Origin of the sequence: Acinetobacter pecorum, assembly GCF_014837015.1 — a bacterium.
Classification (GTDB): Bacteria; Pseudomonadota; Gammaproteobacteria; order Pseudomonadales; family Moraxellaceae; genus Acinetobacter; species Acinetobacter pecorum.
This window is the reverse complement of record NZ_JACSPT010000002.1, coordinates 155,484-180,389: the sequence shown is the minus strand read 5'-3', so window position 1 is coordinate 180,389 and position 24,906 is coordinate 155,484. Positions and strand designations below refer to the sequence as shown.

The 24,906-nt window shown below is 42.4% G+C and carries 26 protein-coding genes, 4 tRNA genes and 1 pseudogene; 15 read left to right on the top strand and 16 right to left on the bottom strand.

Annotation, left to right across the window (positions count from 1 at the left end; translation table 11 throughout):
- Window positions 1-157 precede the first annotated feature (157 nt).
- From rutD to H9629_RS02405, 3 genes and pseudogenes are all read right to left on the bottom strand, one after another.
- Window positions 158-949: a pyrimidine utilization protein D gene (gene rutD / locus H9629_RS02415; protein ID WP_064101411.1), complete on the bottom strand. Its 792-nt coding sequence runs from the start codon at window positions 947-949 to the stop codon at window positions 158-160.
- 80 nt (window positions 950-1,029) lie between these two features.
- Window positions 1,030-1,286, bottom strand: a pseudogene (locus H9629_RS02410) (hypothetical protein).
- 134 nt (window positions 1,287-1,420) lie between these two features.
- A complete protein-coding gene (locus tag H9629_RS02405; RefSeq protein WP_064095522.1) occupies window positions 1,421-2,602 on the bottom strand; it encodes a S1C family serine protease in 1,182 nt (393 codons plus the stop codon).
- A gap of 170 nt (window positions 2,603-2,772) precedes the next feature.
- Between H9629_RS02405 and H9629_RS02400 the strand changes: the two genes are divergently transcribed.
- The 7 genes from H9629_RS02400 to H9629_RS02370 all read left to right on the top strand — a co-directional run bounded on the left by H9629_RS02400 (window position 2,773) and on the right by H9629_RS02370 (window position 5,567).
- Window positions 2,773-3,531 (top strand): Nif3-like dinuclear metal center hexameric protein, encoded by a 759-nt coding sequence (locus H9629_RS02400; RefSeq protein ID WP_064095523.1) that lies wholly within the window; start codon window positions 2,773-2,775, stop codon window positions 3,529-3,531.
- Window positions 3,532-3,684: 153 nt separating this feature from the next.
- Window positions 3,685-4,311, top strand: coding sequence for a superoxide dismutase (locus H9629_RS02395; protein WP_064095524.1), 627 nt, complete (start codon window positions 3,685-3,687; stop codon window positions 4,309-4,311).
- 148 nt (window positions 4,312-4,459) lie between these two features.
- Window positions 4,460-4,535: transfer RNA gene (locus tag H9629_RS02390), tRNA-Asn, on the top strand.
- 6 nt (window positions 4,536-4,541) lie between these two features.
- A tRNA-Asn gene (locus tag H9629_RS02385) sits at window positions 4,542-4,617 on the top strand.
- A 289-nt stretch (window positions 4,618-4,906) separates the two neighbouring features.
- Window positions 4,907-4,982, top strand: a tRNA-Asn gene (locus H9629_RS02380).
- 6 nt (window positions 4,983-4,988) lie between these two features.
- Window positions 4,989-5,064: transfer RNA gene (locus tag H9629_RS02375), tRNA-Asn, on the top strand.
- A gap of 59 nt (window positions 5,065-5,123) precedes the next feature.
- The gene (locus H9629_RS02370) at window positions 5,124-5,567 is read left to right on the top strand and encodes a DUF2726 domain-containing protein (RefSeq protein WP_064101412.1); all 444 of its coding nucleotides are present in this window, start codon (window positions 5,124-5,126) and stop codon (window positions 5,565-5,567) included.
- 1 nt (window position 5,568) lies between these two features.
- On the opposite strand, the gene H9629_RS02365 is transcribed toward H9629_RS02370, so the two are convergent.
- From H9629_RS02365 to glnA, 6 genes are all read right to left on the bottom strand, one after another.
- Entirely contained in the window at window positions 5,569-5,832 is a 264-nt protein-coding gene (locus H9629_RS02365; RefSeq protein WP_064101413.1) for a hypothetical protein, read from the bottom strand.
- A gap of 131 nt (window positions 5,833-5,963) precedes the next feature.
- Window positions 5,964-7,169, bottom strand: a complete 1,206-nt coding sequence (locus tag H9629_RS02360; RefSeq protein ID WP_064101414.1) for an alpha/beta hydrolase family protein — start codon at window positions 7,167-7,169, stop codon at window positions 5,964-5,966.
- A gap of 110 nt (window positions 7,170-7,279) precedes the next feature.
- A complete protein-coding gene (gene ubiA / locus H9629_RS02355) occupies window positions 7,280-8,161 on the bottom strand; it encodes a 4-hydroxybenzoate octaprenyltransferase (protein WP_064101415.1) in 882 nt (293 codons plus the stop codon).
- A gap of 5 nt (window positions 8,162-8,166) precedes the next feature.
- The gene (locus H9629_RS02350; RefSeq protein WP_064101416.1) at window positions 8,167-8,673 is read right to left on the bottom strand and encodes a chorismate--pyruvate lyase family protein; all 507 of its coding nucleotides are present in this window, start codon (window positions 8,671-8,673) and stop codon (window positions 8,167-8,169) included.
- A gap of 2 nt (window positions 8,674-8,675) precedes the next feature.
- Window positions 8,676-8,951: a hypothetical protein gene (locus tag H9629_RS02345; RefSeq protein ID WP_191730469.1), complete on the bottom strand. Its 276-nt coding sequence runs from the start codon at window positions 8,949-8,951 to the stop codon at window positions 8,676-8,678.
- A gap of 90 nt (window positions 8,952-9,041) precedes the next feature.
- A complete protein-coding gene (glnA, locus tag H9629_RS02340) occupies window positions 9,042-10,457 on the bottom strand; it encodes a type I glutamate--ammonia ligase (RefSeq protein WP_171254921.1) in 1,416 nt (471 codons plus the stop codon).
- An 813-nt stretch (window positions 10,458-11,270) separates the two neighbouring features.
- On the opposite strand from glnA, the gene H9629_RS02335 reads away from it, so the two are divergent.
- From H9629_RS02335 to trpC, 3 genes are read left to right on the top strand one after another with little or no spacing between them, the layout of a single operon-like run.
- Window positions 11,271-11,855: an anthranilate synthase component II gene (locus H9629_RS02335; RefSeq protein ID WP_064095532.1), complete on the top strand. Its 585-nt coding sequence runs from the start codon at window positions 11,271-11,273 to the stop codon at window positions 11,853-11,855.
- A 9-nt stretch (window positions 11,856-11,864) separates the two neighbouring features.
- The gene (gene trpD, locus H9629_RS02330; protein WP_064101418.1) at window positions 11,865-12,911 is read left to right on the top strand and encodes an anthranilate phosphoribosyltransferase; all 1,047 of its coding nucleotides are present in this window, start codon (window positions 11,865-11,867) and stop codon (window positions 12,909-12,911) included.
- Between the two features lie 20 nt (window positions 12,912-12,931).
- Window positions 12,932-13,738 (top strand): indole-3-glycerol phosphate synthase TrpC, encoded by an 807-nt coding sequence (gene trpC, locus H9629_RS02325; protein WP_064101419.1) that lies wholly within the window; start codon window positions 12,932-12,934, stop codon window positions 13,736-13,738.
- Between the two features lie 94 nt (window positions 13,739-13,832).
- Here trpC and H9629_RS02320 read toward each other — a convergent pair whose 3' ends face one another.
- Complete coding sequence (locus H9629_RS02320) at window positions 13,833-14,081, bottom strand: hypothetical protein (protein ID WP_064101420.1); 249 nt, start codon at window positions 14,079-14,081, stop codon at window positions 13,833-13,835.
- Between the two features lie 67 nt (window positions 14,082-14,148).
- Window positions 14,149-14,577 carry a GFA family protein gene (locus H9629_RS02315; protein ID WP_064101421.1) on the bottom strand — a complete coding sequence of 143 codons (429 nt, stop codon included), beginning with the start codon at window positions 14,575-14,577 and terminating at the stop codon, window positions 14,149-14,151.
- A 256-nt stretch (window positions 14,578-14,833) separates the two neighbouring features.
- On the opposite strand from H9629_RS02315, the gene H9629_RS02310 reads away from it, so the two are divergent.
- From H9629_RS02310 to H9629_RS02295, 4 genes are all read left to right on the top strand, one after another.
- Window positions 14,834-15,511 (top strand): Smr/MutS family protein, encoded by a 678-nt coding sequence (locus H9629_RS02310; RefSeq protein ID WP_064095537.1) that lies wholly within the window; start codon window positions 14,834-14,836, stop codon window positions 15,509-15,511.
- A gap of 93 nt (window positions 15,512-15,604) precedes the next feature.
- Complete coding sequence (gene folE / locus H9629_RS02305; protein ID WP_171254931.1) at window positions 15,605-16,153, top strand: GTP cyclohydrolase I FolE; 549 nt, start codon at window positions 15,605-15,607, stop codon at window positions 16,151-16,153.
- Between the two features lie 61 nt (window positions 16,154-16,214).
- Window positions 16,215-16,574 (top strand): cupin domain-containing protein, encoded by a 360-nt coding sequence (locus H9629_RS02300; protein WP_191730468.1) that lies wholly within the window; start codon window positions 16,215-16,217, stop codon window positions 16,572-16,574.
- Window positions 16,575-16,847: 273 nt separating this feature from the next.
- Entirely contained in the window at window positions 16,848-17,405 is a 558-nt protein-coding gene (locus tag H9629_RS02295) for a DUF4385 domain-containing protein (RefSeq protein WP_191730467.1), read from the top strand.
- A gap of 11 nt (window positions 17,406-17,416) precedes the next feature.
- Here H9629_RS02295 and H9629_RS02290 read toward each other — a convergent pair whose 3' ends face one another.
- The 5 genes from H9629_RS02290 to hemE form a co-directional block, all read right to left on the bottom strand.
- Window positions 17,417-18,814, bottom strand: coding sequence for a diguanylate cyclase (locus H9629_RS02290; protein WP_191730466.1), 1,398 nt, complete (start codon window positions 18,812-18,814; stop codon window positions 17,417-17,419).
- Between the two features lie 200 nt (window positions 18,815-19,014).
- Window positions 19,015-20,901 carry an Lnb N-terminal periplasmic domain-containing protein gene (locus tag H9629_RS02285; RefSeq protein ID WP_191730465.1) on the bottom strand — a complete coding sequence of 629 codons (1,887 nt, stop codon included), beginning with the start codon at window positions 20,899-20,901 and terminating at the stop codon, window positions 19,015-19,017.
- A gap of 77 nt (window positions 20,902-20,978) precedes the next feature.
- Complete coding sequence (locus tag H9629_RS02280) at window positions 20,979-21,449, bottom strand: DUF3015 family protein (RefSeq protein WP_064095543.1); 471 nt, start codon at window positions 21,447-21,449, stop codon at window positions 20,979-20,981.
- A 143-nt stretch (window positions 21,450-21,592) separates the two neighbouring features.
- On the bottom strand, window positions 21,593-22,396 hold the full coding sequence (locus tag H9629_RS02275) for a DUF817 family protein (protein WP_064101426.1): 804 nt from the start codon (window positions 22,394-22,396) through the stop codon (window positions 21,593-21,595).
- Between the two features lie 10 nt (window positions 22,397-22,406).
- Window positions 22,407-23,477 (bottom strand): uroporphyrinogen decarboxylase, encoded by a 1,071-nt coding sequence (hemE, locus tag H9629_RS02270; RefSeq protein WP_064101427.1) that lies wholly within the window; start codon window positions 23,475-23,477, stop codon window positions 22,407-22,409.
- Window positions 23,478-23,681: 204 nt separating this feature from the next.
- Between hemE and H9629_RS02265 the strand changes: the two genes are divergently transcribed.
- Window positions 23,682-24,896, top strand: coding sequence for a L,D-transpeptidase family protein (locus H9629_RS02265; protein WP_064095546.1), 1,215 nt, complete (start codon window positions 23,682-23,684; stop codon window positions 24,894-24,896).
- Window positions 24,897-24,906 lie beyond the last annotated feature (10 nt).

Here is a 24,906-nt window from a genome sequence, read left to right as displayed (position 1 = left end):
TTTCATTCAAGTGCATTTATAAAAATTCATGCGTGTGCAGAACCTGTATAAATTCGCAGTAAAATTCCTGCTCATACCATAGAAACGATTCATTAGAAAAAATAAAAAGTCAGACCCAAGGTCTGACTTAAATAAACAGATTTATTGGCTGAAAATATCAGGCTGATTTTAAAAAATGCAGTATGTTTTGGTTGATCAGGGCAGTTTCAGTCACCGTAGAAGCATGTGCTCCAGTTTCGAGCAGGTTTAACCGGCTATGTGGCAATAACTGCTGCAGTTGTTGTGAACGTTGATATGGCACCAGAAAATCATCCCGATTGGCAATCAGATGTACAGGAACATGTTTGAGTGCCTGCTGATGCACTTCTTCTACTTGAAAAGCTTGTACTGCCTGTATACGTGCCAAGACATTTTGAATCGGTGGAAAGTCAAGGAGCTGCTTATTTTCTGCTTCGGTTAATGGGTCAATATGTGTTGAGATCCAGTGTGGTGGATATAAAAATAAAGCTTGGGCCCGAACATAGGCTTCTGCTCCGCTATTCAGCAATAAAGAAGTCCTTGCCTGAAAACATTTTTGGGTATGTGAGTCCAGTTCTCCCCAAGCATTCAACATGGTTAGACTCAGCAACCTAAATTTTTTCTCCGCCTGATAGGTTGCGAGCTGCATGCCAATATGCCCACCCAACGCATGTCCAATAAAATGAAACTCGCAAATATTCTCATTGATCAATAAATCCAGGATCTGCCGGGCCATACGATCTACGGAATAAGGCGTTGGCAAGAGTTCAGAATCCGAATGACAACCTTCCTGATCATAGGTCACCACATGAAAATCTTGCTGTAAGGCTTTAATTTGAGGATTCCAGAAGCTGGCATGTCCGCCCAAGCCGGAGGAAAGCACAACATATGGCGCATGTGCCTGTGCTGCAGAGTGAATAAACAAAGACATAAAACTCTCATATTTGAACTATGAGATGAATACAGCAAGATATATGCCTGAATAAGACTTTTTTTGAACAGTTGATAAAATTATAGCCAGTACACATTGAACCTGTAATAGAACTCCTCTACCTCAAAGCGTACGTTATAGCCCAGTTCTGTCAACTCCGCTGAAAGATGGTGGATTTCTTCCAGTGGCAGATGCTTGGGAAAAACTGCAGTACCGCTGTATTACCCTGTCTGGCATTATCTTCAATTAGTTGCGCTAAACGTGGCTTGAACATCTCAATATTGATATTGGCTACATCAGATAATATTTTGGCTTGATCAGCAGTCATAAAACTCATTGTTGAATACTCTTTTTAATTTTATTCAATAAAATTAAATGATTTAAATCACATAAAATATTCTTGTTTTGTAATCTAAATATAAAAAGCTGACCAAAAAAAATCCCTCAACAAGAGGGATTTTTTATTTAAATTTACTGACCTGGCAAAGGAATATATTGCGAAGCACTATTTTGTGCCTTACGTTCAGTTACTACCACTTCAAGCGTCATCGGTTTACCTGCACGCTCGATTTCAATCTGGATAGTACTGTTCGGTTTTTGCAAGGCGACAAAATTAATCAAATGTGAGGCTGAGCTGATCTCTTCCTCATTCACCTTGATAATTTTATCACCACGCTTGATTCCAGCCTTAGCAGCGGGTCCATCTGGTAGCACCTCAGCGACGGTGACACCTTTTTCTTTAGGTTGCAGCACATCATCACGTTCGGCAGGTAACAAGCTAATCCCCAACCAGCCACGAACGACGCGGCCATCTTCCAGAATGGCATTCAATACCTGCTGACAGATTTTAGCCGGAATAGCAAAACCGATGCCCAGTGAACCACCAGACTGCGAGAAAATTGCGGTATTCACCCCAATTAAGTTGCCGGCGACATCAATCAGTGCACCACCCGAGTTACCCGGGTTGATGGCGGCATCGGTCTGGATAAAATCTTCATAGGTATTGATACCCAGATCAGAACGGCCTGTGGCAGAAATAATTCCTTGAGTGACGGTTTGACCTACACCGAATGGGTTACCAATGGCCAGGACAACGTCCCCGACTTCGTTACCACTGAGCTTAAATGGCAGCACAGGTAATTTATCCAGCTCGATCTTGATCACGGCAAGATCTGTATCTGGGTCAGTCCCGACGACCTTGGCTTCAGCACGACGACCATCCTGCAAAGCCACTACAATTTGGTCCGCCTGCGCGATCACATGATTATTGGTCAAGATATAACCGTCCGGACGAACAATCACCCCAGAACCCAAGCTGTTTTCATTCGGGCTTTGTCCATACTGGTCAGGTAACTGATCGCCAAAGAATTCACGAAATACCGGATCACTCAGCAAAGGATGAGCCTGCTGCTTGACTTTTTGAGTAGTAAAAATATTCACCACAGCCGGTGCTGCCACTTTGACCGCAGCATTATAGGAGACAACGCCTCCTGTGCGCGAAATATCAATCAACGGCTCTACTTTTTCAGCAGGCATTTTGACGCCATCTGGCGCAACTGGTGCCTTTGGTTTTTGGAGTTGTTGCCACCCCAGAAAACCGATAATGACCAAAATCAGTAACACCCAAGGTAACCATGTAAAGGTGCGGCGCACGTTATTATCCTCTAAAATATTTTAATTCGTTGATGACTAAGTAATTTATATTCTATTGTAATGCTAAATACATAACTAAATACAAAAAAATCCACAGAGATTTGTGCAGCTTTAGTTACAATCAAACCCATAGCTAACTATGGGCAAGCTTTTAAACTAACAGGACTTTTATGGCGAATTTGAACGATATTATTCACTGGTGTGACCAGACCTTGGTAACCCGTGAATTTAAGGACTATGCACCAAATGGCTTGCAGATTGAAGGCAGACCCGAGGTAAATAAAATCCTCTGTGCTGTGACTGCTTCCCAGAGTGCCATTGAAGCTGCAATTGAACAAGGCGCAGACTTGCTGCTGGTTCATCATGGATATTTCTGGAAAGGTGAAGCTTACCCAATTACCGGGATGCGTGGAAAACGAATTAAAACACTGATTAAAAATGATATTTCTTTAGTCGGATATCATCTTCCTTTAGACAGTCACCCTGTTTTAGGAAATAATGCCGCGATTGCAGATCTGCTTGAACTGGAAAATATTGAACAGCTCGATCCAACCGAACGACATCCGATTGGCAATATTGGCTATTTAAAACAGTCCTTGACTCCAGAAGGTTTCAAAGCCTATGTATCAGAAAGACTCGGCTTTGACGCACTACATTTGCCTGCAGAAAAATCCTTGATTCAAAAAGTTGGTTTCTGTACAGGCGGGGCGCAGGATTATATTCAAAAAGCGGCCCTACAAGACTGTGATGCTTATATTTCGGGCGAAGTGTCTGAACGGACCTTTTATGAAGCTCAGGAACTGAATGTGCACTATTATGCCTGTGGCCATCATGCGACTGAAAAATACGGTGTGCAACGCCTGGCCAAGGCTATTTCAGAACAGTTTAATATTGAGTATGATTATTTCGAATTAAACAATCCGATTTAATTCGACTGACGGTTATGATCAGTGGCTTTATTCATATATTTTCAGGCTTTATTCTGTATTGTTATTTATACACGATGCCCATTTCGGCCCGATTATCTATTACAATAACGCCACTTATTGTTAAAACCCAGCAAAATGCAAGGAATTGAGAACATGACAACCATTACTTTACCAGCATTACCTTACGGCTACGAAGATCTTGCTCCACACATCAGCAAAGAAACTTTAGAATACCATCATGACAAACACCACAACACTTATGTGGTTAACCTGAATAACCTGATCGCTGGTACTGAGCTTGAAGGCAAAACTCTAGAAGAAATTATTACAGCAACTGCTGGTGATGCTTCTAAAGCAGGTGTGTTCAATAACGCGGCTCAAGTTTGGAACCACACATTCTACTGGAACTGTATGGCTAAAAACGGTGGCGGTAAAGCAACTGGTACTTTGACTGCAAAAATTGACGAAGCTTTTGGTTCTTACGAAAAATTTGCTGAAGAATTTGCTGCTGCTGCAACTACTCAATTTGGTTCAGGTTGGGCTTGGTTAGTGGCTGACGAAGTAAACGGCCAGCTTTCAATCATGAAAACTTCAAATGCTGATACGCCAATGGCGCACGGTAAAATTGCAGTGTTGACGATTGACGTTTGGGAACACGCTTACTACATCGACTACCGCAATGCTCGTCCTAAGTACATCTCTACTTTCCTGGAAAGCCTGGTGAACTGGGATTATGCAAATGCGAAATATGCAGGCCAGCCTGCAGGTGTTGAGAAATAATTCTTTATTTCTTTGCTAAAAAAATCACCCATTTTGGGTGATTTTTTTATTTTTAGACTCTAAATGAATATTTATAAAGCAAACAATTCATTTCTTTACATTAATTGATTGACGACCTGCCGATTCCTCCCTAAAATGCCGATCAGATTCTCCAATAGCTCAGTCGGTAGAGCGACGGACTGTTAATCCGCAGGTCCCTGGTTCGAGCCCAGGTTGGAGAGCCAATCTATTCTCCCATAGCTCAGTCGGTAGAGCGACGGACTGTTAATCCGCAGGTCCCTGGTTCGAGCCCAGGTGGGAGAGCCAGGATTCTAAAAACCCACTCATTGCGAAGTGGGTTTTTTTATACCTGTGTTTTTAAAATTGAGATCATATTGATTTATATAGGCGATCAACCACTCATCGCTTATGTTCCAGCTCGCTTATAAAAATTAAGGCTGATCGCGATTTTGTGGTTAGGACCGCTTTACATAAACATAACAGTTTGAACTACAAACCTTTTCGACTATTTTTAAAACACTTGATTCAATTTATGCTGCTTTTTTCTAAAAGTGCCTTGACCCCTTTTCAAATCTCTCTATAATCGCTGTCAGATTCTCCAATAGCTCAGTCGGTAGAGCGACGGACTGTTAATCCGCAGGTCCCTGGTTCGAGCCCAGGTTGGAGAGCCAATCTATTCTCCCATAGCTCAGTCGGTAGAGCGACGGACTGTTAATCCGCAGGTCCCTGGTTCGAGCCCAGGTGGGAGAGCCAGGATTCTAAAAACCCACTCATTGCGAAGTGGGTTTTTTTATTTTCTCTATCTGTGATCTATGTTTGATTTGAGTCAGTTTATATTTTTTGTGATTGGTTGCCTGGCAACCTTTGCATTAGTTTGTCTGCTCTTCCCACATCTGTTTACCCGTCAAAAGAAATTCTATCCAAAACGTGTGATTACTGCTTTTGAAAGCAGGATGTTTACTCGTCTAAAAGATGCCTTTCCTCATCATCATATTCTGGCCCAAGTCGCGTTTAGCGCCTTGATCACGCATGACCAGATCAAAATGCGCAATCAGTTCAATCGCAAAGTCACAGACTTCGTGGTACTTGATCGCGAATATAATGTGGTGGCGATTATTGAATTAGATGATCCGAGTCATATTGGCAAAGAACAAGAAGATGCTGAACGTGATGCAATGTTGATTGCAGCAGGATATACCGTGATTCGATATACCCAGATTCCGAGTATCAGACAGCTACAAAGGGATATAAGATAAATTAAGGAACAGTTACTGTACTTTCAGATGCAGCTTGAGTTGAATTTGCTAAAGCATCCTGCTCTGCTTTGAGCTTTTCCGCAGCTTCTCGTGCTTCAATACGTGCAATCATATCTGCCTGCTGCTGCTTGTATTTTTCCTGATTTTTAGCATCACTATTTACCGCAAGAAATGCCATACTAATTAAAAATACCGGAATACAGAGGGCAAGCGTACCGAAGATCAATAGCTTTTTGACACTGCGGGGCTGTGGCTGCTCAGACATAACAAACCTGCTTTAATTTCGTCATTTAATTGCAATGCCCAATATAACAAAATAAAGTCATAGCTCAAGGCCGAACAGTATTTAAATCCACGCCGACTTCAAGCCAGCATGGGTTTATCCCTCTTATTTAATTATGACACTGGCGTATTCATAACGGCTTCTACCGTATTGAGCAGTGCGGGAATATTTTCAGTGACCACTGTAGCGTGCGTGGCATTTAGGATCGGAATTAACTCTACATTAGTTCCGTCTGCAAGCATACCATCATATAAGATCTGGGTAATGGTATAAGGTACTGTGGTATCTGCGGTGCCTTGAAAAATATAAACTGGACGATCAAGTCGGGTTTGTGCAGGCTGATTATCTATCAGATAATTCATAATATCAGGGTCGCTCAGGAAGTTTTCCCGTAATGCCTGATATTGCGAGAAATTCACATCACTTTGTAATGCCGTTTGAATATCTGCACCAAAACGCTGTGCAAGCTCAGGGGAACATAAACTTTCAGCCTGTCTAGCCAGATCTACCTTGGCATTAACAAAGGCCTGATTGTAATTAAAGTTGGTTTTTTCTGCCTTAATTCCTGAACTGACAATAGCGGCATACGTATACAAAGTCGCTGCTATTGGTACTGCTTGAGCTACATTACCATCAGCAGCCAGACCTTGAGCAAATAAAAGCCCTTGTTCCAAGGTATCATTAAGATAAGAAGCTGGGGCAATTGCAACTGCACCACGATAAGTATTATTTGGTAAAGCCTTATAAAACTCTGCGGCTGCTAAAGCTGCATGTCCGCCCTGTGACCACCCGATCACCCCCCAATCTTTGGCCAGTAGTCCACCATACTGTTTTTGAGCTTCACTAATCGCCGATAATATTGAATTGGCAGCACTTTCCAGATGCAGATAAGGATGTGGCTCATTATCATTGCCCAGACCCTCATAATCTGGGGCAATCACCGCATAACCTCGTTGTACCAGCCCCATAACCAAGGCCTTTTCAGGCCCATCCAAGGCAAGGCGTGAAGGTGCACACTTATCTGCTCCACCTGTAGTACCATGGGCCCAAACCACAATCGGCCAGCCACCTATAGGTGGAGTACCTTTAGGGGTAAATACCAGTGTAGTAGCACGAATCTCTCGATTCTGTACACCTTCCATTCGATAAGTAAAGATATCATGACGCCCGACAACCGCTTTCACCTGCTCATCAACCGTATAAGTTCGAACAGGATTAAATCCTACAAAATTATCGTTATCATCATCTCCACACGCAGATAAAAACAGTACCGAAGAACACAGTACGCCCAACATCAATTTCTTATAACTGTTCTGCATATTTCTATCCTTTTATTGTTATTCCCTATCTCTTTTTATCGAGATCACTCAAAATTAAGCATAAAAAAAAGCATCCTTATAGGACGCTTTTGTTATTAGCCGATAGACGGTTAGTACCAAAGAGCCAGAAAAATTCCAGCAAAGATTATGAATCCAATCCAGCGGTTATGCCTAAACGCCCAGAAACACAGCTGTGGATTTTTATCTCGAGTTTTAAACCATTGGTAAATAAAATCAAGAGCAACAACAATTAGTGCAGCCAGACCAAATGGAACCAGTAAATTTTCTAGCCATAATGCAGCACCTATCAATAAAATACTGCTTACCTGCAATGCACTAATGATCTGAATATCGTGCTGACCAAATAAGATCGCTGTCGATTTTACCCCAATTTTCAAATCGTATTCACGATCTGCAATTGCATATTGGGTATCATAGGCGACGGTCCAGGCCAGATTACCAAAATATAGAAGCCAGCAGATTAAATCCGGCGTTTGCCCGACTGCAGTATAGGCCATCGGAATCGACCAGGAAAATGCTGCACCCAAAAAGACTTGAGGTAAATGGGTATAGCGCTTCATAAAAGGATAAATAAACGCTAAAAATAAAGCCCCGAATGACCAGTAAAAGGTTTCAATCGGCAAGAAAAGAAGCAGGCAGGCGCTGGCAGCCACCAAAACCAGAAATACCATCACGGCTTCTTTGGCACTGATAACTCCGGTCGCTAACGGACGGTTTTTAGTACGCTCTACATGTGCATCGACTTTACGGTCAGCAAAATCATTAATGGCACAACCTGCTGCCCGCATAAAAATCACCCCCAAAATCATGGGAATTAAAATTTCAATGCGTGGCATGCCCTGAGCAGCAATCCACAGCGCCCACATGGTGGGCCAAAAGACCAGTTCAGTGCCAATCGGTTTATCAAAACGACAAAGATAATAATAGGCGTTAAGACGCTCACGCCAGGTGATTGCTTGTGCGGTTGCCATAAAAATCAAGCCTGTGAATTTTGTATAAAGTGTTCAAATGCCGGTAAAAATGTTTCTTGTACGATAAATTTACAGCCGTGCCAAGTATAGCAGCTCTGACGGGTCCAGCCCTCATCTAAAAGTACCACCCGACGCTGGCAGAGTGGATTGGTACGTTGAAACAGAAACCAGCCAATCGGTTTGGTGCCAATATGCTGAAAAATTCGGGCTTTTTTTTGCAGGCTTAAAATTGGAAAAATACTTTTGGCTTTCACCCAAGGAGATTGTTCCGAACCATAGAGATAACTTTCACGCACCCAGGAAGTATGCTGAGGTGACATCTGCATCCATTTGGCATTGGCAAAGCTTAAACGCTGAAAATGCTCTTGAATTGGCTCGACATGAAATTGTCCCTGCCCCAAATCGGTCAGTTGCTGCGTAAGCGAACCTGAGGCATATAGCCACGGTTTTAACTCAGCCGGCAGAGCTGATAGCAACACACGCGGATTTTGTTTTCTAGAACGACTATTCATTGTTAACAGTTATCTGTTTTTGCAATGATTTCATATTTGCCTTGCGGAGTCTTAATTAAAATAAAACCTTCAGCACTCAAATAAAGTGAATCGGGATAAGCATAATCCAGCGCCATTTCTGGATTTTTCAGCCCCACAAATTGAGCCTGCTTATAACCCTCGGGAGTCCGCCCCACTTCAACATAAGTCACTTCAGAGAAATTCAGTTTGAAACCTTTGTCATGATCTTTTGGATCAATCCATGGATAAAAGCTGGTGTGCTTTTTACGTTGTGCCATTTAAACCCATCAATCATTTAAAATTATAAATAGATGATACAAAAAAACCCGCGACGTGCGCGGGTTTTCTTCGCTTTAATTCGGAATGAATTACAAGCTGTAGTACATTTCAAATTCAACTGGATGAGTAGTCGTGTTCAGACGACGAACTTCTTCAGTTTTAAGCTCGATGTATGCATCAAGCATTTCTTTAGTGAACACACCGCCTTTAAGCAGGTAATCTTGGTCCGCTTTAAGCGCATCAAGAGCCATATCCAGGCTGTGCGCCACTGTAGGGATTTTTGCTTCTTCTTCCGGTGGAAGATCATACAAGTTCTTGTCAGCAGCTTCACCTGGATGAATCTTGTTTTGAATACCATCGATACCCGCCATTAGCAATGCTGCGAAACCTAAGTACGGGTTCATCATTGGATCTGGGAAACGCGCTTCAATACGCTTGCCTTTCGGGCTCGACACGTAAGGAATACGGATAGACGCAGAACGGTTACGCGCTGAGTAAGCAAGCATAATCGGTGCTTCGAAATGTGGAACCAAACGCTTGTACGAGTTTGTAGAAGGATTAGTGATCGCATTCAAAGAACGAGCATGTTTAATTACACCACCGATGAAGTACAACGCCATTTCTGAAAGGCCTGCATATTCATCACCAGCAAACAGGTTTTTGCCGTCTTTAGAGATCGACATATGCACGTGCATACCAGAACCGTTATCACCCACCATTGGTTTAGGCATAAAGGTTGCAGTTTTTGCATATTGATGCGCAACGTTCCAAACTGCATATTTGAACTGTTGAACTTCATCTGCTTTACGCACCATGGTATTGAAGCTCACACCAATTTCTAACTGGCAAGAAGCAACTTCGTGGTGATGCACTTCTACACGACCTGGCCCCATAATGTCTTCGATACGCGCACACATATCAGCACGCATGTCATGTGAAGAATCTACAGGAGGAACTGGGAAGTAACCGCCTTTTACGCGTGGACGGTGACCAGAGTTGCCGCCTTCATAGTCTTTGTTGGTTGACCATGCAGCTTCTTCAGCGATCAATGTATGGCGCGCGCCAGACATGTCGATTTCCCATTTTACTTCGTCAAATACGAAGAATTCTGGTTCTGGGCCAAAGAATGCTGTATCACCGATACCAGTAGATTTCAAATATTCTTCTGCACGGCGCGCAATCGAACGTGGATCACGATCATAACCTTGACCAGTAGATGGCTCGATTACGTCACAAGTTACAACAACTGTTGGCTCTGCAAAGAACGGGTCGATAAAACCAGTTTCCGCGTCCGGACGTAAAATCATGTCCGATGCTTCGATGCCTTTCCAACCTGCAATTGAAGAACCGTCAAACATTTTGCCGTCTTCAAATGTATCTTCATCAATACTGTCTGCTGGATAAGTAACGTGTTGCTCTTTACCCTTGGTATCAGTAAAGCGAAAATCGACCCATTTTGCGCCACTTTCTTGTATGAGTTGAAGGACCTTGTTCGCCATGCTCATTTTGCTCCGATGTTTTTGTTGCACCCGTGAAGTGCGTGTTAGCAGTTGATAGTTATTAAGCAATTACCATACCAACTTTTAAAAGTATAGATAAAATCTTGAATTCTTTATAAGAATTCATGAATTAATAAAAATACTTTGCGGCTATTATACTAGCTGCAAAACTAAATGCACTATATTCAAGCATTCTTCATTTATTTTATTTCAGCTTTATTTTTTAGCGCACCTAAATAGTGCAGTGGTGAATAAAAATGTATTAGAAACATAATTTTTTATAGTGGATATGCTGCTTTTTTCAACTTTTGTTTAGTTTTTATTTAGTTTTAGCTAAGAATTAAGCATTTTTTATGAGATATCAGTAAAGAAAACTTCCGGATTGACTTAGGATCACCTGATTATTTTGAGGCATTTTCTTTAACTATACTTTTGAAATAAAATTTTATATCACGCGGTCTGATTCAAGTGATGTTTTTTTCACCAAAAAATTTTAATCTTTTTTTAACTTTCTTTTTAATTTTTAAGTTCTACTCTAAAACTAATCATACTTATAACTTTCTAATGGTAAGTCTATTACTTAAAATAATGATTCAATAATTTCCATTCTGTTTAGATCGGCTTCTTAAGCCATCAAATTTGATGAAATTGTTGCGCCGAATATGGCTATTTTTTGCTATGATGAAGCGTGCTTTATTTTCACACAATGAAATCAATGATTTAGTTGTGTTACCCAAGTGCTTGCAATAAGCGCGAATTAAAGTACGATCGGGACAACTTTAGCACAGTTAAGTGCATTAATTTCAATAGGTTAAGCTCATGCTTTTAATGGTCGACAACTATGACTCCTTTACTTATAACATCGTCCAATATTTTGGCGAACTGAATCAAGAAGTAAAAGTAGTCCGTAATGATGCCGTGACATTGGAAGATATAGAGCGATGGCAACCCAAGTATTTAGTGATTGGTCCTGGACCGTGCTCGCCAAGTGAAGCAGGAATTTCTATTCCTGCAATTCAGCATTTTGCTGGTAAAATTCCCTTACTGGGCGTTTGTCTTGGTCACCAGAGTATTGGTCAGGCATTTGGCGGCGATATCGTGCGTGCCAAACGTGTGATGCATGGCCGTCTGTCTGATATGTACCACAGTAATACCGGGATTTTCAGCAATCTTCCTTCTCCATTTCCTGCAACGCGCTATCATTCACTGGTGATTGATCAAGCTACCTTGCCTGAATGTCTGGAAGTCACCTGCTGGACCAATGAAGCGGATGGCTCTATGGAAGAAATTATGGGTGTGAAACATAAGACATTGCCGGTCGAAGGCGTGCAGTTCCATCCTGAATCGATTCTGAGCCAGCATGGTCATCAAATCTTTAAAAACTTTCTCGAAATTTATGCCTAAGAACACCTTATGAATATTCAACAAGCTTTAAGTAATATTACTAAAAACATTCACCTGACTCAGGATCAAATGCAAGACGTGATGCGTGCCATCATGTCAGGTGAAGCAACCGATGCCCAGATTGGTGCCCTGCTGATGGGCTTACGCCTTAAAGGCGAAAGCATTGATGAGATTACCGCAGCTGCACGTGTCATGCGTGAACTTGCCACCAAAATTGATGTCAGTGACATTCCCTATCTGGTCGATATCGTCGGCACAGGCGGTGATGGCCAGAACCTGTTTAATGTCTCTACTGCTTCCGCATTTGTAATTGCAGCAGCGGGCGCAACCATTGCCAAACATGGTAACCGCGGCGTTTCGACCAAATCAGGTTCGTCAGATTTACTGGAACAGGCCGGGATTAATCTGGACCTGAATATGCAGCAGACCGAGCGCTGTATCCGTGATGTCGGTGTCGGTTTCCTGTTTGCACCCAATCATCATCAAGCGATGAAATATGCAATCGGCCCACGCAAAGAATTAGGGATTCGCAGCATTTTCAACTTACTTGGCCCGCTTACGAATCCGGCCGGAGTAAATCGTTTAGTCATTGGGGTATTTTCCAATGAACTCTGCCGCCCTATTGCCGAAGTCATGAAACAGCTCGGTGCTGAACATGTGATGGTAGTACATTCACGTGATGGTCTGGATGAAATCAGTATTGCCTCTTCAACTCATGTCGCTGAACTGAAAAATGGCGAAGTCACGGAATGGGAAATCACGCCTGAATCGGTCGATATTGAATCGCAAACTCTGACCGGACTGATTGTGGAAGATTCTGCGCAAAGTCTGGCTTTAATCAAAGATGCACTGGGCAAGAAAAAATCAGACATCGGTGATAAAGCCGCCAACATGATCGCGCTGAATGCCGGCGCGGGTATTTATGTCTCCGGTTTAACCAGCAGCTATAAGCAAGGTGTTGCGCTGGCACATGACATTATTTACGGCGGTCAGGCACTTGAAAAAATGAGTGTGCTGTCTGAATTTACCAAAACCATTAAACATTACGAAGCTTAATTCGGTCAGGAATTTTGATCATGGTGGATATCGCAAACACAATTTTAGGCAAGATTGTTGACCGTAAAAAAGAAGAATTTGCCCTACGTTTAAAGCAGAAAAGCTATAAAGATCTGGAGGAACTGGCTCAGGGTGCATCACCTGTACGTGGTTTTGCACAGTCTTTAATGTCGAAACGTCTTGGTGTGATTGCTGAAATTAAAAAAGCTTCGCCATCCAAAGGGATTATTCGCGAGAACTTCAACCCTGCGGAAATTGCGGCACAGTATCAGGATGCAGGCGCAGCCTGTTTATCGGTGCTGACCGATGTAGACTTTTTCCAGGGTCATGATGACAATATTCAGATTGCCCGTTCACATTGTGACCTGCCTGCACTGCGCAAAGACTTTCTGATCGACCCTTATGGGGTCATCGAAGCACGTGCCCTGCATGCAGACTGTATCTTGCTGATTGTGGCTTGCCTGTCTGACCAGCAGTTAGAAGAAATGTCTAAAACTGCATTTGAACATCATCTGGATGTACTGGTTGAAGTTCACGATGAAGAAGAACTATCACGTGCTTTAAAGCTTTCTGATCGTTGTCTGCTCGGCGTGAATAACCGTAATTTAAAAACCTTTGATGTCGATTTAAATACATCATTACGTTTGAAAAAATTACTGGACCCTTCACGCCTGCTAGTGACTGAAAGCGGTATTGCAACTCCTGCCGATGTGGCCATGATGCAGGAAAATGATATTCACGCCTTCTTGGTCGGCGAAAGCTTCATGAAACAGCCACGTCCGGATCATGCTTTCCGCGATCTGTTTGGTGAGCCTGAAGCGGTTTAAAATGTAAATGCTCACCTAAGCATTAAAAAAGCCCAATCTCAGAATTGGGCTTTTTAATTTTATTCAGCAAAGTTTCACAGCAGATAAACTCAAATTACATTGCAATTGTTTTAAGCAGAACTAAAGAGAGTGGAAATAAAACAGGCGAAGATTGACAAAGTACTGCCTCGAAACGAGCCCCTGCACTTTGAGCCTTGGTCTTAAAATATAATCCTGCAAACATTGCAGCGAACATAAAAATAATCAATGTTGGACTGAATAATTTTACTGACTGGATATCGAATAAAATGAGCGAAAATAATCCGACAATACTCAAGTTATAAAAATATTGAAGATGCCACATATCCTCATTTCCTTTTTATTAAGAGTATATATCGGACTTATGCATTTCTATATCTGAAAACTTCATTTTACTGATCAAAATAAGATAGCAGTTCTTCAAACTCCGGCAGTTCAGTATAGCTTTGATTCACCTTGATTTCGTCTGCCCAAGTAATTTTAGAGCTCAGGCAAAAACTTAATTTTTGCTGAATCTTTGGTGCATTATCTAACAACCCTAAAGGAATCCATATCAATGCAGTTGTGCCCACTTGATTGGGAACGGGTGAGCCACAGCGCTGACAAAAATGGGAGCGAAAGCCAGTCTCTTTTTGATAACAGGATATTGAGGACGTGACTGACGTCCATTCAAAATATTGCTGATTGATTAAAGTGGCTGCATTGGCGGCCGTACCACTCTGTTTCCGACACAAACTGCAATGACAGTGATACATGCTATGAATGTCTGTATTAACCCTAAATTTTACATTGCCGCATAAACAGCTGCCTGAATAATTCATTTTTTATTTTCGCGATTATATGATCTTATATTTAAAAAAGAGATATTCCATAGAAGCAACTATTTAAGTGATCAAATCAGAAAAATCACGAAACATCTTTTATTTACAGCGGATTCGGTTTTTTGATTGTAAAAATGTGCCGCTATTTTAAAGTCCAATTTTTATATTATGTGGTTATAAACGCATTTCATTTCTCCTTTCAGCCATTTAAGACTATAATTCTATTAAATTCCGTTTCTCTCCCCATTTTCAGATTATGAGCAAACATGATTCTTCGCTTTCTAAAGATCAGTACAACTTACTGAAAGATTTAAAAAAGCAAATTAGTCAGCCTAAGGCTGAACCTGTTGCCCCTGTCGTGAAAACAGCGGAGCAAGAACAGGCTGAAGACCTCGACCTGTTTCGTAAACAAATGCAAGGTGTACAAAAAATCGATGCCGGCAATACTGCCAAAATTGAAAAATCTGCCAAGAAAAAGCCGGATGCACAAATTCTGGCAAAGCGTGCCGCTGCCGAAGGGCCAATGCACACCGATGAAACCGTTCTTTCAGATACTCAAGCCATGCTGAATCCAGTCGGTAGTCAGGCCAACTTGAGCTATCGTATTGCCACCTTGCAACATAAAGTTTTTGAAGACTTAAAAGCCGGTAACTTGCGCTGGTTTGAAGCTGTGGATCTGCATGGCTGTACCGTAGAAGAAGCGCGACAAGCTGTGCTGCAGATTATCCAGATCGCCAAAGATGAAAATCAAAACGTGATTAAGATCGTACATGGCAAAGGCCCAGAAGCGATTTTAAAAACCTATGTCAACGGCTGGCTGCGTCAGCATCGTGACGTTTTGGCCTTTGTCAGTGCCCCTGAAAAACAGGGCGGTACTGGTGCGGTACTGGTTCTGCTGAAACGTGCGGAAAAGAATCCAAAGTTCAAACAATAAACGGTTTTAGCTCCAAAACAAGGCATTGTAAAAGTTTTCTGCTACAATGCCGTCCTTGTTCATTCTCAGTTTAAGTGAATACGTCATATGACTATGCAGCAATCCTACGCAAACATTCTTACTGCCGTTGGCGAAGATCTCAATCGCCCTGGTCTCAAAGATACGCCAGTGCGCGCTGCGAAAGCATTTTCATATTTAACATCGGGTTATAGCCAGACACTTGAGGAAGTAACCAACAAGGCGGTCTTCCCTTCTGATAACCGTGAAATGGTACTGGTCAAAAACATCGAATTTTATTCGCTCTGTGAACATCACTTACTGCCATTTTATGGCCGCGTGCATATCGCCTATTTACCGGAAGGTCATGTTTTAGGTTTATCCAAATTTGCCCGCATTACAGAAATGTTTGCGCGCCGTTTGCAAATCCAGGAAAATCTGACCCAGCAAATTGCAGAAGCAGTGGCTGAAGTCACCAAAGCACGCGGTGTTGCAGTCATGATTGATTCTGCACATATGTGTATGATGATGCGTGGTGTAGGTAAGCAGGAATCAACTACTCGTACGGTATCGTTTATTGGGGATTTTAAAACCGATAAAGAAACACGTCGTGAATTTTTAAGTGCAGTTCCAGAAAATTTTTAATAAATTCATAAGTGGAAGCCTTAATTGATATTGAGGCTTTTTTATCACGACGAGGCTACCAATGTCATCTATCTGGATTGCGGGTCAGGGTTTAAGTCAGGCTAAGGAAAGTATCGATTACCCACGACCAGATCGTCTGGTCAAAGCCAATCCTAAACGCTTGACTCAGAGTGCCTATCAGCATCCTCATATGGACTGCGGCATCTGGCAATGTGAAATCGGTGCCTGGAATATTGTATTTGCCGAGAATAAACAGGAATTTTTTCAGGTCATTGAAGGCATCGTACGTTTACATGACACCCAAAAACAGTCATTTGTTGAAATTAAGGCAGGGGAAGCCGGTATTATTCCTCCTGGTTTTATTGGTACTTTTGAAGTGGTTGAAGCTGTTAAAAAGTATTATGTGGTAGTGGAATGTTAAAAGGCTTTTTGCATTTTATTTTCCTCAACGTTTAAGGAATTTCGTAATAAACTCCTTAGGTGTTTTAATATTCTTTCTATAACGCTTGTTTAGCTAACAACTTTCTCAGTATATGATCTGAATCTCTCTTTTACTTTTATAAATAAAAAATGAAAATCAGTCGTTTCATATCCTCTATTGCGGATTGCTAAACTACATTTTCTGTCATGTTTAAATACAGATCTTGCTGTTAGATGATTGCATAATTCAGGTATGCAAATACTGGAACTCGCCATGAGCAAAAAGCAGCCTGCTCCTCCTAAACGCACTTCACGTGTTTATTCAAACAGTTTTGACTATAGCTTGGACTTTAAAAAAATTAATTTTCGCAAACGACCAGAACTGTACCGGATTGGCCGTGGTGAACAAGGCGTGTTACTGGTTGAACCTTACAAATCGGAAATTCTGCCGCACTGGCGCTTTGCCGATGTAGACAAAGCCCAAGCCAGCAGTGACAAGATCTACCAGCTTTTCCTAGAATATTTGAAACAAGAAGATTTTATCGGGGCAGACATGGCACGCAAGTTTTTACAGATGGGTTTTACCCGTGCGCGTCGTTATGCCAACCATAAAGGTGGCAAAAAATACGTTGGTCCGGTTCCAGAAGATAAAAAAGGCTTGAGTGGCGCACATGGCCGTTCAGAGCTGCCACGCTATCAGGAAGATCCGGTTAAAGCCGCTGCTGCCGAAATTTTTAAACAGAAATGGGATGAAGCCAAAACCCATCCGGCATATCTTGAGCAAAAACAGAAATTTCAGGATTTTTTACAACAGCAGTCTCTAACTGGATAAATGCATATAATTTAGACTGAAAGTGGCTGTACGGCCGGCTTTACGGACTGATGAGCCATATAGACTCTGTTACGCCCGTTATTCTTCGCCATATACAAGGCAGAATCTGCTGCGTTCAGGAAGCGCTGATAATCCGGATGTCCATCATAGAGGGCACACCCAATACTGACAGTAAATTTAAATTGATGGCCTTGTATCGAATTAATCATGCCATTTTCAATATATTTACGAATACTTTCTGCAATATTCAGGGCGCGTTTTTCATCAGTATCCACCAGTAACAGCAAAAATTCTTCACCGCCGATCCGGAAAACATAATCACTGCCCTGACTGTATTTTTGCAAGCCTTCGGCCAGAAACTTCAAGGCCAAGTCACCTGCAGCATGCCCGAATTTGTCATTGATACTTTTGAAATAGTCGGCATCAATGGCAAGCAAAGACAAGGGGGTATGATTCTTGCGAGAAAAAGTGATTTCACGTGAAATAATCGTATTCAAATAACGACGATTCAGTAATTGAGTCAAGGAGTCATTGCCTGATTCAATATACTCGGCTACCTGGAATAACTGATCTACCAGTAGCTGAATTTCACGATTCAGATTCCGAATTTTCTGGATCAACCCCAGCATATTATTCTTATCCGTACAGTTCATAATATCTTGATTGAGTTCATCAACCTGATAAATCCGCTCAATGATTAAATCGACCTGATCAGAACCGGTAAAAGCATAAGAGGCTTTATGGACAAACCATAAACCGAACTCCGACTTGGACAGCATCGGATGATTCAATTTCTCATGCTCGGAAAAGACCTTGAACATGAGTTCATTTTCCCAGTCCAGCAGTGAGCTGCGCTGTTTATCTTTTTGTACGGCCACATCCTGCATTGCTGAAAAAACACGATAGCTGTGTTTGATTTCCTGGTTCAGGGCTGTTTTGGCTTCATAGGATCGGCACATTATTTCTGTGGCAAAGCCCATAATTTGGATAATATAACTGCAGGTGGTCAACATACCCTGGTCAGGATTCTCATCCAGCAGTTCAAACATTTTACGTTCAATTTCACGTACACCGCGCATGATCAACCAAGATGGAATCCCGACACGTGCATGCACATGTCCTACCAATGCCTGTTTTTGTACGGCATCAGCATAACGTTTATTAATTCCTACACTAAAGCTTTCAAGTAGCCAGGCATTCAAGGTGTCACGCAAGCGCTTCTGAATCAGGTCATCGGAAAAGAATTCTGCAGATTCCTTTTCGATAAGCATGTTTTTATAGAACTCTTCAACCAGAATCAGGGAGTGGTCTTGAATAAACTGAAAGGCATGCAATAAATTATCTGATGAATAATTTTGACAGATCTGTTTCCACTGCTCGGCCAACCTTGCCATGCATTCATTATCCATACTGTCTGTTCCCCAAAACTCTGAAATTTGCACTCACATTATGTGACAAATATAACAAATATCAGGTATTTTTCCTAAAATATTGATCAGATTATTTGTATCAGACCAAGCCACTCTCTATACAAGACAAGGGCAAGCGCAAAGACAGCCTTATGGAGAACCAAGGATTGATGAATAGTTTAAATCTATTTTAACCTATTTTAAAAATACCGTATCAAGCCAAGGCTCCATTGATCCCAGTCTTTGGATTGCTGTTGCTGATACGTCCAAGACAGCCGAAGCGCATGTTGTGGATTGAACGCATATTGGAGCTGGGTATTCAATTTCAGGTGCCAGTGATGCGAATCCTCCCAATACGGCAGCTCTACCTGTACCAGACTGTTCATATGATCGCTCCAGATATTCTGACAACCCACGGTGGGACCAGCACCTACGCGCCAGCCCTGATCGAGTGCCTTGCCTACCTGTAGCTGAGTTTGCATTTGTGCATAACATAGATGTTCACGGCTGGCATTTGCCCAGCTATAGCCAACCTGAGTTTTTAAGCTAGCGACGCCATGTTGTTCATTTTCACTAAATCGGCCATGTGTATCCAGTGCTTCCTGTTGCCAACCCAGATTAAACCCCCAGGACAAGGGTGTATTAAACGGATTGATCGGGTTATAGGAGTTGACAGTCAATAGATCCAGATGCTCCAGTTTGAGTTCACTATCACGATATTGCAAAGCCCCATCTAGAAACAGCAGTTGTGTGCCGGTTCGAAAACCGCCTTGCGGGTCGACGAGATCATGATAGGCTTGCCGATGGCCAAGCTGGATAAAAGATTCACCTTGAACCTGTCCGGCCTGAATACTGATATTGTGTGCATGATGGCTTTGTACCGGATCTGTTTTTGGACGTTTCGGCGCTTTACGCTGTTTCTCGACATTTAGCTGACTTCTTAAACCCAATAGCTTGCGGAAACGTGGCTGGGAAAATGATTCATCGACTTTCTGCCGGAGGAAATCCAGATATAAATGATCATAGGCCATTTCCAGAATTTTGGCCTGATTCTCTGCCGAATAATCTTGCAAGATTGAAGGCATTATGTCTGCTTCTGCATAAGCTAACTGATGTGCACTTTTTGCCAGAGCTTTACCATGCTGTCTGGACTGAGCCAACAATTGAGTCTCAAGCGCCGGACGATAAACTTTCTGCTTAACCAGGCCCTGCTGTTCTACGACTTTCAGTGTTTCAATCGGAATTGCAGTCGAATTAAACTGTTTCTGTAGATTTAACTCGGGACGAACCAGATCAAACAACCCGAGTAAACGATAGGAGCAATTATCGTTGATAAAATAATAAGGGAAACTTACATTTTGCATTTCCCAAAGATGCTGTACCAGAAATCTGGTTTCTTGCGGGCTTAAGTTTAATTCGTATTCCCATAAATCCCGGCTTTCAAAGTCACCATACTCTTTGACCTTGCGGTAATACGGCATCAGTGAATATTCACCCGGATATTGTCCGGTTAGTCCTTTCCAGGCAAAGGACCAGTTATCATTGCTATTAACCGTTGCAGCATAGTTGACGGCATAAGAAATCAGATTAAGTTGTTGCTGGTCTTTAGGGTCCAGACGCAACAAGGTATGACCAAACATGGAGCTGGGATTGCCCATGAAATCCGTGGCATAAATCAGGGTCGCCTGATAAGGCTTGACTTCGCCTAGCCATTTCTCCAAATCCGGACAGCTGACCGCAGGCAATTGCTGTTCAGAAATATCCAGTTGCTGCATTAACCAGCTGCTTCGTGCCGGAAACTTACAGCGCACGGACTGATTCGGTTCTGCACTCAAAAATAAAGCCTGAATGTTATGTTGCATTTCCTTTTTTAAATCGGTTTTTCCCTGTTCTGCCAGAAAATATCCTGAGTAGCTTACTTCGCTATGACCTTTGGGATTGGCATACATCAGACGTTGCCAGGTAGTGCTTTGGTCCAGATGCTGTGTTTCGGCCTGAACCAGATAATGCTGGATGTCTGAATTAATTTCACTGGAAAAACTTAAAGGGCTGAATGTGAGGCCCAGCACAAAGAACGCATATTTCATTCAGTTAACTTATTCTCATCAATTTCTTTTAATCATAAGAAAACCCTGCCAGAACAGCAGGGTTTTTATGGTATGAATCAGATGTAAGCTTTTAAGACTTCATCTTTGGCCATCACAGTTTGTAAGGTGTTTAAAACCTGTAAGGTATTCTGGTTGTGTGCAGAATAGATTTCAGAAAAATTTTGCTTGGAAACGCTAAAGAAACGTGCTTTATCTTCAGACTTGATATTAAGTAGTTCCGCCAGTACATTCAGGCTTTCACCTTCGCCAACCGCCATATCACGTGCCAGTGCTTCAGCATTTTCATTGGTAAAGGTCACCACTTGAGCAGTTACAGTACCACCCTGGCTACATCCTAGAGTACCAAAAGTAATCCCGAGCCACTGATTCGTAAACAGAACGTTAGTCGTACCTGCAAGTAGCTTAGGAATAATGCCTGACTGACCCGCCCAGACCTGACTACCGATACCACAACCGACATCGTTATCCGCCATCGCCATACCAGAACCCGTTGCCAAAACCACAGCGAGCATAATTTTTTTCAACATACTTATTCTCCGATTATTCTCATGCAATCTTTGTTATTACTCTAATTATGTAATTTAAATTACATACTGAGCAGAGTAGCGATAAGTCAAGTTTGGTGCAATCGAAAAAATACATGCTTTACATAAACATAACCTGAATAATTTTACTGCACTTTAAGTGTCCAATTGCCTTGTGAATTACGCTGTCCCAAGATTTTCAATACCAACACCAGACTCAGCAATAACAACAGATACCAAGACCCGAGTTTGCCCCACCCCACCATATGCCATTTTTCTACTTGGCTTGGATAGAGCCAGATCTGGTAAAAGGTGCTGATGTTCTCGGCAATCCAAATAACAAATGCCAGAATCAGCAGTACCGGTAGCATCGGCAACTGAAAAGCATGCTGATTCAGCTGAAAGCGGATTTTGGTTTTCCAGAACATGGCCACGCTCCAGACAAATAAAATCACCCGATAGTCGGGAATAAAAAACTTGCTCATAAAGTTGATATAAGACAAGACTGCCAGAGCCAACATATGACTAAAACGCGGTAACTTTTCGAATGACACCTGATATATGCGCAAAGAACGGGCAAAAAAACTGCCAACCGCAGAATACATAAAACCGGCAAATAAAGGCACAGTCATAATTTTAAAGACTGCAGGTTGAGGGTAATGCCAGGATGCAATTGCTGGATGGGTCAGAAAAATTTCCATGACCATGGCCATGAGATGAAACAGGGCAATGACTTTAGCTTCAGCCCATGATTCAAGTTTGGTATAGAGCAGCAATACCTGAATGATCAGGGCAAAAAACAGTAAATAGTCATAGCGGTAAAAACCAAAAAAACGATCACTACCCATAGAAGCGGTCAGCGCAAAAGCCAGCAGGAGTAAAATCCCAAATAAGGCAGCCGAAGCTGCCTTATAGGTAAATTCAAACCCTGATTTAAGTAGGTCAATCAAAGTTCACATCCTAGAGATATTTAGCGCTGTACTCATGTACGGTATCAATAAATGCCTTAGGCTTGGCCGGATCGACCCATTGGGTAATACCATGCCCCAGATTGGCGACATAACCGCTTTTTTCCCCATTGGCATAGGCATCGTCCAGCATGGCTTTGGTCGCTTTCATGATGGTTTCTGATGAACCATATAAAGTGGCAGGATCCAGATTGCCCTGAAGTGCTGCACGTCCAGCAATGGTCTGACGCGCAACATTCAATGGTGTCGTCCAGTCCAGTCCAAATGCATCTGCACCTGTGGTAACCATCGGTTCCAGCCACTGACCACCACCTTTAGTAAACAGAATCACCGGAATCTTGCGACCGTCTTTCTCACGTTGCAGGCCAGCGACAATCTTCTGCATATAGTTCAGCGAGAACTCAATATATTCACGATGCGCTAATGCCCCACCCCAACTATCAAAGATCTGTACCGCTTGTGCTCCCGCATCAATCTGCGCATTCAAATATTCAGTCACTGCATCAGCCAGACGGTCCAGTAAAGCATGTAAAACTTCAGGCTGTTCATACATCATCTGTTTGGTAAACCGGAAATCTTTGCTTGAACCGCCTTCGACCATATATGTCGCTAAAGTCCAAGGGCTTCCCGAGAAACCAATCAGAGGCACCTGACCACCCAAGGCTGAACGAATGGTCGAAACTGCGTTCATTACATAATCCAGATCCGACTTGGCATTAAATGCAGGCAGGTTTGCCACATCCTGCTCGGTACGTACAGTTTTATGAAACTTAGGACCTTCACCAGCTTCAAAATACAGTCCCAATCCCAGAGCGTCTGGCACTGTCAGGATATCCGAGAATAAAATCGCAGCATCCAGATCATAACGGCGCAAAGGCTGCAAGGTCACTTCACAGGCAAATTCTGTATTTTTGCAAAGAGACAGGAAATCTCCAGCTTTGGCACGTGTTTCACGATATTCTGGTAAATAACGGCCAGCCTGACGCATCATCCATACGGGTGTAGCATCTACAGGCTCACGCAACAGTGCGCGCAGAAAACGATCATTTTTTAAGGTCGTCATTCACATTCCCATCTTTCTTTGACATTGCCGACATCATAGCAAAAAGGCTACAGTTTTAATAACTTCTGCCGACTTTTAAAATCGATCATGTGTCGTGATCAAATGTGATCAATTACACAAAACAACTACTGCATCTCCACATTTTTTCTGTAATACTTATAGTGTTTTTTCACATAGTTAAGAAATATTTTAAGGTTGAGTTACATGTTCGTTCGCACAATGCTCGCTGTGAGTCTAGGTTGCATTTTCGCAGGTACTGTTTTCGCTGCGTCTACTGCTGAACAACCATTAAACCCCCAAGTAGTAACTGATGTTTCAGTACAGGATCCGATTGATCCTTTGGCAACTGAAGCTTCGGCAGCCCAGGCTGAAACCAGAATTACTGCCCAAGAACAACAAGACCTGAAGAAAGCTTCTGACGCTCTAAATGTACTACAAAATACTGAAGACCAGACTGCTGATATTGGCGCCGCTCCGACCAGTAAAACTCCAGCCAGCTCGGCTGCAGCCAAAGCTTCCTGGACCTTAGACGGTCTTAATAATGCGGAATGGTATGAAAATATCGGTAAAGGTCAATTTCCTGTCTATGCACGTGCTCATGTCATGCTGAATAATGCACATGCTTCTCCGGGTGCAATTGATGGTACCAGCGGTAAAAACACCCTGAAAGCGATTGCATCTTTCCAGCAAATGAACGGCATCAAGCCTACTGGAACACTGACCAAAGAAACCTGGGATGCGCTGGTAGCAAAACAGGGCTCTAAACCTGCCTTCGTCGAGTACACTATCACTGAGGATGATCTTAAAGGTCCATATGCCCAGTCTATTCCGCATGATTACGCCTTGCAGGCCAAAATGAAAGGCCTGTATTACACCCGTGTATCTGAAATGTTGGGCGAAAAGTTCCATATGGATGAAGACTTTTTGAAAAAGTTAAATCCGAAAGCGACCTTTAAAAAAGCCGGGGAAAAACTGATTGTTGCCAATATCCGTAACGAAGTTCCTGAAGACATCCATCTAATTGTGGCGCATAAAGGTGCCAAGCAGTTATATTTATTTAATAACCGTAACCAGATGATCGGCTCTTTCCCTGCCACTATTGGTAGTTCGGACACTCCATCTCCTACCGGCACTTATAAAGTGACTGGAGTAGCTCCAAATCCATGGTATAGCTACTCACCAAGCAACTTTGTTCAGGGCAATAACAAGAAACCGTTATCTTTACCACCTGGTCCAAATGGTCCGGTCGGTAATATCTGGATTGGTTTAAGTAAAAAATCCTTTGGTATTCACGGTACGCCAAACCCGTCTGCAATTTCTAAAACTGCATCGCATGGCTGTATCCGTCTAACCAACTGGGATGCCAATGACTTAGGCCGTAAAGTGAAATCTGGTGTAACGGTTCGTTTCCTAGAATAATGACCGCTCT